The 10,147-nt window shown below is 69.1% G+C and carries 15 protein-coding genes; 14 read left to right on the top strand and 1 reads right to left on the bottom strand.

Annotated features, from left to right (window positions below; all coding sequences use genetic code 11):
• Positions 1 to 521: 521 nt before the first annotated feature.
• From rpmH to AB1609_07315, 13 genes are all read left to right on the top strand, one after another.
• Complete coding sequence (rpmH, locus tag AB1609_07375; GenBank protein ID MEW6046288.1) at positions 522 to 659, top strand: 50S ribosomal protein L34; 138 nt, start codon at positions 522 to 524, stop codon at positions 657 to 659.
• Between the two features lie 32 nt (positions 660 to 691).
• Entirely contained in the window at positions 692 to 1,018 is a 327-nt protein-coding gene (gene rnpA / locus AB1609_07370) for a ribonuclease P protein component (protein ID MEW6046287.1), read from the top strand.
• Positions 1,019 to 1,050: 32 nt separating this feature from the next.
• Positions 1,051 to 1,251 carry a membrane protein insertion efficiency factor YidD gene (yidD, locus tag AB1609_07365; GenBank protein MEW6046286.1) on the top strand — a complete coding sequence of 67 codons (201 nt, stop codon included), beginning with the start codon at positions 1,051 to 1,053 and terminating at the stop codon, positions 1,249 to 1,251.
• 43 nt (positions 1,252 to 1,294) lie between these two features.
• Positions 1,295 to 1,915 carry a YidC/Oxa1 family membrane protein insertase gene (locus AB1609_07360; protein MEW6046285.1) on the top strand — a complete coding sequence of 207 codons (621 nt, stop codon included), beginning with the start codon at positions 1,295 to 1,297 and terminating at the stop codon, positions 1,913 to 1,915.
• Entirely contained in the window at positions 1,912 to 2,748 is an 837-nt protein-coding gene (jag, locus tag AB1609_07355) for an RNA-binding cell elongation regulator Jag/EloR (protein MEW6046284.1), read from the top strand. The genes AB1609_07360 and jag overlap by 4 nt, the downstream gene beginning before the upstream one ends.
• Before the next feature lie 66 nt (positions 2,749 to 2,814).
• Complete coding sequence (gene rsmG, locus AB1609_07350) at positions 2,815 to 3,534, top strand: 16S rRNA (guanine(527)-N(7))-methyltransferase RsmG (protein ID MEW6046283.1); 720 nt, start codon at positions 2,815 to 2,817, stop codon at positions 3,532 to 3,534.
• Between the two features lie 81 nt (positions 3,535 to 3,615).
• Positions 3,616 to 4,476 (top strand): ParB/RepB/Spo0J family partition protein, encoded by an 861-nt coding sequence (locus tag AB1609_07345; protein ID MEW6046282.1) that lies wholly within the window; start codon positions 3,616 to 3,618, stop codon positions 4,474 to 4,476.
• A gap of 10 nt (positions 4,477 to 4,486) precedes the next feature.
• Complete coding sequence (locus AB1609_07340; protein MEW6046281.1) at positions 4,487 to 5,293, top strand: AAA family ATPase; 807 nt, start codon at positions 4,487 to 4,489, stop codon at positions 5,291 to 5,293.
• Positions 5,247 to 6,176, top strand: a complete 930-nt coding sequence (locus tag AB1609_07335) for a ParB/RepB/Spo0J family partition protein (GenBank protein ID MEW6046280.1) — start codon at positions 5,247 to 5,249, stop codon at positions 6,174 to 6,176. The genes AB1609_07340 and AB1609_07335 overlap by 47 nt, the downstream gene beginning before the upstream one ends.
• Positions 6,177 to 6,323: 147 nt before the next feature.
• A complete protein-coding gene (locus AB1609_07330) occupies positions 6,324 to 7,271 on the top strand; it encodes a M23 family metallopeptidase (protein MEW6046279.1) in 948 nt (315 codons plus the stop codon).
• Between the two features lie 37 nt (positions 7,272 to 7,308).
• Positions 7,309 to 7,752 carry a polymer-forming cytoskeletal protein gene (locus AB1609_07325; GenBank protein ID MEW6046278.1) on the top strand — a complete coding sequence of 148 codons (444 nt, stop codon included), beginning with the start codon at positions 7,309 to 7,311 and terminating at the stop codon, positions 7,750 to 7,752.
• Positions 7,753 to 7,856: 104 nt separating this feature from the next.
• Positions 7,857 to 8,504 carry a phosphoribosyltransferase family protein gene (locus AB1609_07320; GenBank protein MEW6046277.1) on the top strand — a complete coding sequence of 216 codons (648 nt, stop codon included), beginning with the start codon at positions 7,857 to 7,859 and terminating at the stop codon, positions 8,502 to 8,504.
• Positions 8,505 to 8,550: 46 nt separating this feature from the next.
• Positions 8,551 to 8,808 carry a YkuS family protein gene (locus AB1609_07315; protein MEW6046276.1) on the top strand — a complete coding sequence of 86 codons (258 nt, stop codon included), beginning with the start codon at positions 8,551 to 8,553 and terminating at the stop codon, positions 8,806 to 8,808.
• 33 nt (positions 8,809 to 8,841) lie between these two features.
• Here AB1609_07315 and yyaC read toward each other — a convergent pair whose 3' ends face one another.
• Entirely contained in the window at positions 8,842 to 9,381 is a 540-nt protein-coding gene (gene yyaC / locus AB1609_07310) for a spore protease YyaC (GenBank protein ID MEW6046275.1), read from the bottom strand.
• Between the two features lie 293 nt (positions 9,382 to 9,674).
• Between yyaC and AB1609_07305 the strand changes: the two genes are divergently transcribed.
• The coding region (locus AB1609_07305) for a hypothetical protein (GenBank protein ID MEW6046274.1) at positions 9,675 to 10,147 on the top strand (473 nt) is incomplete at its 3' end.

Here is a 10,147-nt window from a genome sequence, read left to right as displayed (position 1 = left end):
CGGGCCCGGAAAGGCGGTGGAAAACCGGCCCCTCAGGCTCTTCCCCCCGGAGATATCCACAATATCCCCAGCTTATCCACAGGATCTTTTCGCCCCCGGCCGGAAAAGGCGCCCGGGAGCGATCCGGCCGGGACCGGGAGGGTGGAGCGGCCGGAAGTGGCTTTGCACGGACTTGCGACGAGCAAAGATCACCGAAGGCATCGAAGCCCATGAGGCGTACCTCCCGTCCTCCACCCTGTGTCGGAGAAGCAAGCGGCCGTTTTCGCACAACTTGCACGCAGGTTTTCCACACACCGTGCCCGGGGCGCGCAGACGCCACGGCCGTACATTGGTGAGTCTACGGCCCTGCTCCCGAGCAGGGCAAGGGGGTCGGAGGGCGGCCGGGCGGCGAGGCGGGCGTTGACGTGCGGAAAAGCGCGAGGCTATAATCGAACCTGCCGCTTTCTGAGCCAACAGACCCTCATCAGGCTGTGCGGCCGTAGCGAGGCCGCCTGGAAGGTTTCAGGGGAGTTCAGAGGCTTATGAAAAGAACGCTGCAGCGCAAGCGCCGCCACCGCCTGCGGGTTCACGGCTTTCTGCGACGCATGTCAACGCCGGGGGGGCGCAGGGTGCTGAAAAGGCGGCGGGCAAAGGGCCGCACCCGCTTGACGGCGGACTGACGGAGCGGCGTTGGGGGCCGGGCCTCGGCCGGTTGGGTCGCCGCAAGGAGTTCGAGCGGGTCTTCCGTGAGGGCCGGAGGGGATCCACGCGCCTGGTGACAGTGTGGGCGGTTCCCGGAGACGGGGCAGGGGTGCGGGTCGGGTTCGCCATCGGCCGGCGCGTGGGGCGCGCTGTCGTGCGCAACCGCATCCGCCGCCGCTTGCGGGCGGCCCTCGCGGAGGAGCTGGCAGGGGTGCCGGCGGGGACGGACCTGGTGATCGCCGCCCGGGAGGTCTGCCTGGACGCGGAGTTTGGTACGTTGCGCGAGGCGTTGCGCGCTGCGCTGAAGAAGGCCGGGGCATGGATCGACTCCGCATAAGCCCCGGAGCGGTGCCGTCGCCTGCGGCGAGGATGCTGGCCGCCCTGGTTCGAAGTTACCGGCGTTGGATGTCACCAGTGACACCGCCGCGGTGCCGCTTCTACCCGACGTGTTCGGCGTATGCGGAGCAGGCGCTCTTGAAGTACGGTGCGGTGCAGGGGTCATGGCTTGCCGTTCGGCGGGTGCTGCGCTGTCATCCCTGGCACCCGGGAGGATACGATCCGGTTCCCTAGCGGACGGCGCGGCGCAAGACGCGGGAGAGGCGGAGAGACTCGGTTGAACGAGCTTGCGGACGGGCTATGGTGGGTGCTGGAGTTTTTGCGGGGGATCAGCGGGAGCTACGGGCTGGCCGTCATCGTACTGACCCTTCTGGTGAGGCTTCTTCTGCTGCCGCTGGGCGTGGCGCAGTTCCGGGCCATGGAGGGGCAAAAGAAGATCCAGCCGATGCTCCAGGAGCTTCAGAAAAAGTACAAAGACCGACCGCAGGAACTGCAGCGCCGCATGATGGAACTTTACCGGGAGCACAAGGTGAACCCGCTCAGCGGCTGTCTGCCCGCCCTGGTGCAGCTTCCGATCCTGTGGGCGCTGTTCCTTGCGCTCAGGAGGTTGCCCGAGGGAAGCCTCTTTTTGCTCTGGGATCTGAGCGTGCGGGATCCGTACCTGGTGTGGCCTATTCTCACGGGTGTCGCGCAGTATCTTTCAATGAAGCCGACCATAACGGATCCGAAGCAAAACAGCACCATGCTGATCATGGCGGCGGTGAGCGCAATCTTCGCGGCCAGCTTCCCGACGGGGCTGGCCCTTTACTGGACGGTCAGCAGCCTGTTCAGCTACGGCCAGTACTGGCTTTTCCAGCGTCGGCTGGTAGCAGCCGGAGGAGGCGTGCGCGCGTCATGAATCCCTCCCGTTCCGTCGTTAAGTCGGGGCGTAGCGTGGAAGAGGCCCTGGAAGCCGCGCTTGACGAGCTGGGTGTGGGGCGGGACGACGTGGACGTTGAGGTGCTGGAGGAGGCCAACAGGGGTCTGCTGGGGTGGATAGGGGGACGGCTCGCCCGCATCCGGGTCACGGTGAAGGAGAAGGAGGGCCCGGGCACGGAGGAGCGGCGTGGAAGGCGGGACCGGCGGGCGCGGGCGGGCCTGTTGGACGAGGCCGAGGTGGCGGGCGGCGCGGGCAGCGAGCCCGACAGCGCCCAGGCGGCCGAGCGGCTTGACCGAGCCCGGGATTTCCTGAGGCAGGTCGTTCATCTCATCGGGAGCAGCTGCGTCATCGAGACACACCGGATGGGGCCGGGCCTGTACAAGCTCAACATCGTCTCGGAGCGGGCGGGGCTGCTCATCGGCCACCGGGGCGAAACCCTCAACGCCCTGCAGTACCTGGTGAACGTGGCCGCAAACCGGCGGGAGCAGGAGGGCGCCCCGGTACGGTTCGTGCTGGACACCGCCGATTACCGGCGCCGCCGGGAGAACGTTTTGCGGCAGGTGGCGCTGCGGGCGGCACGGCGGGTGCGCGAGGAGAAAAGGCGCGTGGCGCTGGAGCCCATGAGCGCCACGGAGCGGCGGGTGATTCACCTGGCGCTCAAGGACGATCCGTACGTGGAGACCCGTTCGGAAGGCGAGGAGCCCAACCGGCGGGTGGTGGTCTTCCCGAGGGGCCAAGCACCACCGGCAGCCGCCGGCGAGCTCCGGGGTGAGGATGGCTCTGTTCGCCGGGGCCGCCCCCGGACCGGGTGAGGCGGGGCGAACAGGTGTACGGGATGGCGGCCGCAAACGGCCGCCTTTTTTGTTGCGGGGCAGGGCATGGACGCCGCGAGCGAAGCTGAGGTGATACGGCAGGAGGCGGCGCGGCTCGGGGTGGATCTTTCGGTGGAGCAGGCGGAGAAGCTTTCGGCGCTCACCGATCTGCTGCTGTCCTGGAGCCGGCGGGCCAACCTGACCGCCATCACCGACCCGGAGGGCGTGCGCGTCAAGCATCACCTGGACTCTCTCACGCTTTGCCGGTGGCTCCCGGCGGGGAGCAGCGCGCGGCTTGCGGACGTGGGAAGCGGGGCGGGGTTTCCAGGGCTGCCGGTGGCCATCGCCCGGCCCATGGTGGAAGCGGTGCTGGTTGAGTCTGTGCTGCGCAAGGTGCGGTTTCTGGAGGAAGCGGCGGTGAAGCTGGGCCTCGCCAACGTCCGGGTGATCCGCGAGCGCGCCGAGGTGCTGGGGCACGATCCGGCGTGGCGTGAACGGTTTGACTTCGTGGCGATCCGGGCGGTGGGGAGCCTGGCGCTTAGCGTGGAGCTGTGCGCGCCCCTGGCCGCCGTGGGGGGCACCGTGCTGGTCATGAAGGGGCCGCGACTTGAGGAGGAGTGGGAGGCGGGAAGGCGGCTGGCGGAGCGGGTGGGGCTTGGCCCCCTGGGGACGGAGCGCGTGGTCCTGCCGGGGCCGATCCAGCGGGTAATTGTCGTGGGGCACAAGGTCGGCCCCACGCCGGCACGCTACCCGAGGCGGCCCGGGCTCGTGGGCAGGGTCGGTTGAAAAGGAGGGGGAAGAGGCCGCGAAGAATGCGGCCAACAGCTACACGGGTGTGCGGGCAGGACAGGGAGGCGCCGGACACGCGTGAGACTGGGAGAACTGCTGCGGGCCAGGGCGGGAACGCCGCGCAAGCAGGAGCCGGTTTCCGAAGATTCCGCCCTGCAGGTGCGCTGGATTGAGACGGGGAGCATCCGGGCAGGCCGATACCAGGCCCGCCACCAGCCGTCTGCTTCTGACCTTGAGGAACTGGCGCAGTCCATCCGGGAGCACGGGGTGCTCCAGCCCATCCTGGTGAGGCCCGTCGAGGGCGGCTACGAACTGGTGGCGGGCGAGCGGCGGTGGCGTGCGGCGCAGATGGCCGGGCTGGAAAAAGTGCCGGCCATTGTGAAGGAGATCGACGATCACACCGCCGCCGAGTGGGGACTCATCGAGAACGTCCAGCGAGCGGAACTTCACTTCCTCGAACAGGCTGAGGGCTTCCGGCGCCTCATCGACGAGTTCGGGCTGACGCAGGAGGAACTCGCGCGGCGGATCGGGTGCAGCCAGGCTGCTGTCGCCAACAAGCTGCGGCTGCTCCGGCTTCCCGAGCCGGTACGCGCGCTCATTCGCGAGAAGGGGCTCGGGGAGCGGCAGAGCCGGTCGCTTCTGCGCCTTGAGGGCGAAGCGCGCCAGCTCGAGGCGGCGCGGAGGATGGCCGAGGGCCTCAGCGCCGAGGAGAGCGAGCGCCTGGTTGACCGCATGGCGCAGGGGAAGCCGGCGCGGCGGCGCGTGAGGGGCGCGTACGGCGACGCCCGTATTTTCGTCAACGGCCTGCGCCAGGTGGTGCGGCAGGCGCAGCAGGCGGGGCTCGAGGCAACGCTGGATGAGAAGGAGGAAGGGAACGGCTGGACCTTCGTCGTGAAGCTCGGGCGTTCGAGAGCGGCCGCGCGCCGCGGAAGGAGTTGAGCAGGTAGCTTTGGCTCGGGTTGTGGCAATCGTCAACCAGAAGGGGGGCGTCGGCAAGAGCACGACCGCCGTCAATCTGGCCGCTTACATGGCGGTGGGCGGGCGGCGGGTACTGCTCGTCGACGTCGACCCTCAGGGGAACGCCACCACGGGAGTCGGGATCAACAAGCGGGAGCTGGACGCCTGCGTTTATCACGTTCTCATGAACGAGCGTCCCATCGAGGACGTCATACGCCCGACGGAGATCGAAGGGCTGGAGGTGGCGCCGGCCACCATCGACCTGGCCGGGGCGGAGATCGAGCTGGTGAGCGCCCTTTCCCGGGAGTTCCGCTTGCGGCGCGGCCTTGAACCGGTGCGGGAGCGCTATGATTACATCCTGATCGATTCCCCGCCGTCGCTGGGGCTGTTGACCTTAAACGGCATGGCGGCGGCTGACCGGGTGCTGGTGCCGATCCAGTGCGAGTTTTACGCCCTGGAGGGCCTGAGCCAGCTGATGCGCACCATCGACATGGTGCGCGAACACCTCAACCCCGGGCTGGGAATCGCCGGCGTCGTGATGACGATGTACGACGGCCGCACCAACCTCTCGCAGCAGGTGGTGGAGGACGTCCGGTCGTTTTTCTCGGGGCGGGTGCGGGTATACGACACGATCATCCCCCGCAACGTCAGGCTGACGGAGGCTCCGAGCCACGGGAAGCCCATCGTGCTGTACGACGACCAGTGCCGGGGGGCCGAGGCCTACCGAGAACTGGCCGGAGAGGTGATGCGCTATGAGCCGGCAGGCGCTCGGGCGGGGGCTGCGGGCGCTCATTCCTGAGGGAGGCCCGGAGCCGGGCAGCCGCGAAGGGGTCATGGAGGTGGCCGTGGACCGGGTCTCTCCTAACCCCTACCAGCCCCGGCGGCAGTTTTCCGAGGAAAACCTCCAGGAGCTGGCCGACTCCATCAAGGCGCACGGCGTGCTTGAACCCATCGTCGTGCGCCCTCTGGACGTGGAGGGACCCGGCCGCTACCAGCTTGTTATCGGGGAGAGGCGATGGCGGGCCGCGCGTCTGGCCGGGCTTGCAACCATCCCCGCGCTGGTGCGGCGGGTGGGGGACCGCGAGATGGTCCAGATGGCGCTGGTGGAGAACCTCCAGCGGGAAGACCTGAACCCCATGGAGGAGGCGGAAGCGTTCCGGCGCCTCATCGAGGAGTTCGGGCTGAGCCAGGAAGAGCTGGCTCGGGCGGTTGGCCGCAAGAGGCCCACGGTGGCCAACACCCTGCGCCTCCTGGAACTGGAGCCGGAGATTCAGGAGTTCCTCCGTTCCGGGGCCCTGAGCGAGGGGCACGGCAAGGCGCTGCTCGCGGCGCCGGCGGGCCCGGTGCGAGTGGAGCTCGCCAGGCGCGTGGTGGCCGAGGCGCTGTCCGTGAGGGGGACGGAGGAGCTGGCGCGCGAGCTGGGCGCGGAGAGGGGCGGTGCGGCGGGCCCTGGAGAGCAGGCCGCTGAACGCCCATCGAGGCGGGCGAGGGTGCCCGGGAGCGGGCGCTGGTCCGAGGTAGAGGCGGCCCTGGAGCGGGCCCTGGGCACCCGGGTGGTGATCCGGGAGGGGCGCCGGAAGGGGCGGATTGAGATCGAGTTCTACGGCGAGGAGGACCTGGTCCGGCTCGTCGAGCTGCTGGGGCAGCTGGACAGGGAGGCCATGGCCGACCTGCACGGGTGAGGAGTGGCACGCGAGTGTTCCACGTGGAACATCCCGCAGGCAAGTCCGGCACTGGGCGTCGTTTCCGCGTCTGGCAGGAGCCGGGAACCCTGGTGTCGAATCCACGCGGCACGGGGTGGGGACTAGCTGCGGAGGTAGCCCTCCGTCATGCGCAGGAAAACAGACGGGCCATACATCACCATCACCGTTGTGCCGCACGATGGCAAGGCCGTTCGCGCCGTGCGCCTGCGGCGCGGCGTTCTCGATGCCTTCAGGGCCGGCCTTGGCCTCCTGATCGTTGTGTCTTTGTGGCTCGCGGATTCCTATATCACTGCCCTTAACAACCAGTCGGTCCTCAGGACCCGTTTGGATCTCCAGCTCGACCGGTATGCCCTGCTGGAGCGAGCCTACCTCGAAGAGCAGAGCCGTTACGCCGGCCTTATCGCTCAGACCCTGGGTATCGAGCAGGAGCTCCAGGACCTGGCGAAAGCCAGCGCCGAGATCCGCCAGATGCTGGTGAATGCCGACGCCGCACCGCCGCCGGCGCCGCCGGTGCGGCAGGTGGCGAAGCAGGGCGACCCCGCCGGGCAGGGCGGACCGCCCACCGGGAATCAGGTGATTCCGGTCGTGACGGCGGCGCTGAAGAACGTCAATGAGCAGCTTCGCGCTTACGACGACCACATCAAAGCCCTGCGGGCGACCACCCTCGAGTTCGTCAGGCGCCGGGCCCACACGCCCTCAATCTGGCCGACGGAGGGCTGGCTGAGTTCGGGCTTCGGCCCCCGGCGGCATCCCGTCACGGGCGACCCTGACTACCACTACGGTCTGGACATCGCAGGACTGGTGGGGACCGACATCCTCGCCACGGCCGACGGCACGGTGGTGGTCGCCGGCCGGCGCAGCGGGTACGGCCTCACCATCGTCATTGACCACGGCTACGGGCTCCGTACGTTTTACGCCCACCTCTCCAGCATGAAAGTCAAGGTGGGCCAGCGGGTGACCAAGGGGCAGGTTATCGGGGCCATGGGCTCGACGGGTATCAGCACCGGTCCCCACCTCCATTACGAGGTGCACGTCAACGGCCGTCCGGTCAACCCGCTGAACTACCTGCCGTAAGGGCCGCCTGTTCGGCCGGAAAGGGAGGCATCGCCTGGTGATCCGCGCACGTCGCGAAGGGCCGACCGCCCCTCCAGATCCCGGAGCAGTCGAAACAATTGTCGGGAAAGGCACGGAAGTGAAGGGCGACCTGAAGAGCTCTGGCACGATCCGCGTGGACGGCCGGCTCGAGGGCACCCTCCACACGACGGGAGACGTCATCGTGGGCGAGGGCGGCGTTCTGGTGGCCGATGTCCACGCGTCCTCCATCCTGGTGGCGGGTGAGGTCCAGGGTCAGGTGAAGGCCACGGCCCGGCTGGAGATCTCCTCCTCGGGGAAGATTCAGGGGGACGTCGAAACCCCCGTTCTGGTCGTGAACGAGGGCGGCCGGTTGGACGGCAAGTGCACCATGACCGCGGGCGACCGGGTGGCCCCGAGGGCACCGGCTGTCCAGGCGGGCCCCCTTCCCAGGTCCCACACGGAGCCGACGGACCACTCATAACATGGCCGCCGGCAACTGATCGCGCCGGGCGCCGCCGGTGGCTGCTCTGCCCCTCCGGTCTCTTCGGGAGCTGGGTGCGCCGGCGTGGCAGGGGTGATCGGCTCGTGCGTTTCGCGGACCGGACGGATGCCGGACGGCGCCTGGCCTCCCGGCTGCTCGACTATGCGGGGCAGCCCGGGGTCGTGCTGGGCATACCGCGGGGCGGTGTGGTGGTGGCCGCGGAGGTAGCCCGCCGGCTGGCTCTTCCCCTGGGCATCGTGCCGGTCAAGAAAGTCCCCTGCCCGCTCAACCCGGAACTGGCCGTCGGAGCCGTCGCAGCCGACGGCTCGGAAGTGATCAACCGGGAAGCAGTTCGCACGCTGCTCATCGACGAGGCGGAGCTGCGGGCCTCCGTCGCGGCCTCCCTTGAGGAGGCCCGCCGGCGGGACGCCCTGTACCGGTGGCGTCCCCCGCCCCTGGAGCACAAAGTCGCCATTGTGGTGGACGACGGGCTGGCCACGGGGTACACGGCCATGGCCGCCGTCCGCTACGTGCGGCGTCTCGGCGCGCGCCCCATCGTCGTGGCCGCTCCGGTCGCTGCACGGCTGAGCGCCGTACTGCTGGCCTCCGAATGCGACCGTCTGGTCACCCTGATGCTGCCCGACGACCTGGAGTCGGTGGGAGCCTGGTACGACAACTTCAGCCCCACGACGGACGAACAGGTCATCGCGCTGCTTCAGGCCTTCTCGGCCCCCCCGACCTCCGCTGAATGAGCCGCCTGCCGGGTGTTCAGTCTAAAGGCTCGGAGGGAGCCGTCCAATGGCAGGCAAGCCGGTCGTGGCGTGCGACGATGACATGATGCGTTTCCGAGGGGCTCTTGAGGAGGCGGGGTATGAGGTGCAACCCTTGCACGAGGCTCCGCTTGATCGGGTGGATGCCGTGGTACTGAGCGGTATCGACAGCACCCTTGTCGGGGATCAGCGCCGCTTCACTGCCGTGCCCGTGGTCGAGGCGAAAGGGATGACCGCCCGGCAGGTCGTTGCAGCCCTGAACGAAAAGGTGCGGGCACGCATGTAGCCTGCGGGGCGGATGCCCGGCCCGCAGGCCCGGTCAACCCGGGAAGGCGGCAGGCGGCCGCGACGGCGCCGTCTGGGCGGGAACGGCCCAGCGCGCGCTCTCGTCGGAAGCAGCCCGAGCAATCCCCTCGGCGATCACCTGCGCCATCTGCCATACAATGCCCAGACGGGTGTTTTGGAGCACCAGGTACTCCATGAACCCGCCCACGTTCACGACGCCCACGATGTGCGCATCGCCCACCTCGGGCAGGCTTTTGCGGACCCCAGTGCCCGGGCGGAGGGGGCCTGTGCGGACGGTCAGGCTCCCCACGTTTTCCGCTCGGCCCAGGCACGCGTCGATGGCCAGCGTGAAAGAAGGCGGGGACTGCGCCAGCCTCGCCAGCGTATCGGCCAGGTTGGTGGCGTGCACCGGTTCGTCGAGGGTACCGTATACCCTGAGCCCGGGCGCCAGCTGAGCCAGGTGTGTTCCCACCAGCGGTCCCAGGGCATCGCCGGTGGACCTGTCCGTCCCGATGCAGACCACCGCGGGCCGGGCGCGCGCGCCCGGAAAAGCTTCGAAGAGGCGGGACAGCAGGCGCGCGACCTGCCAGGCCGCCCCGGGCTCCCGAAAGTGGACCCGGCCCACCACTCCATCCTCACCCGTTACCCCGTGCAGGGGATCAGAAGGCCCACGTAAGGCGCGCGGTCTCAACGCAGGCGCTCCTTTTCGCGAGGATCCAGGAAGGGCCCGCCCCGGTCTGGTGTGTTGAGGTGTGGGCGCGAGGTCGGGTGGCGCCCCGATGTGGCTACCGTCCGGAAGGACGGCCCTGTCTTCGGTACTCGTTATATGTAATGGCGGCGCCACGTATACACCGCCGGTGGCTAACCATGACGTCCAGGCACCCGGCGGCACCCGTCCATCGCCCGCCCCAGGCCGCCACCGTCACGTGGACCCTGTTCAGCGCCGTGGTCGGCGCCGGCTACGCAAGCGGTCAGGAACTGGTGCTGTTCCTTGCGCCCTGCGGGCGACAGGGCATACCGGGAGCCCTGCTGGTCGGCATGCTCATCGGTATGGCGTCGCTGTTGCAAAACCCATCCGCGTCGGCGTCCCAGCCGGGCGCGCGCGACGGCTGCGCGGCTCCCATGGTCGCGGCTGACCTGATGCATCGGGGCGTCGCCCTGACCCTGGCATGGATGACGCTGGCCGCCATGGTGGCGGCCATGGCCCACCTCGTGGGTCAGCAGGACGGTCAGCGCGCCGCCCTGCTGCTCGCAGCCGGCGCGACGTGGGGCGGGGCGGCCCTACCGGTTCACCGCGGCCTGAGCCCCATCAGCCGTACCCTCGGGCCCGTGATGGCTCT

The sequence above is a fragment of the Bacillota bacterium genome (assembly GCA_040754675.1).
Taxonomy (GTDB): domain Bacteria; phylum Bacillota; class Limnochordia; order Limnochordales; family Geochordaceae; genus Geochorda.
This window is presented reverse-complemented; position numbering and strand designations above follow the sequence as displayed.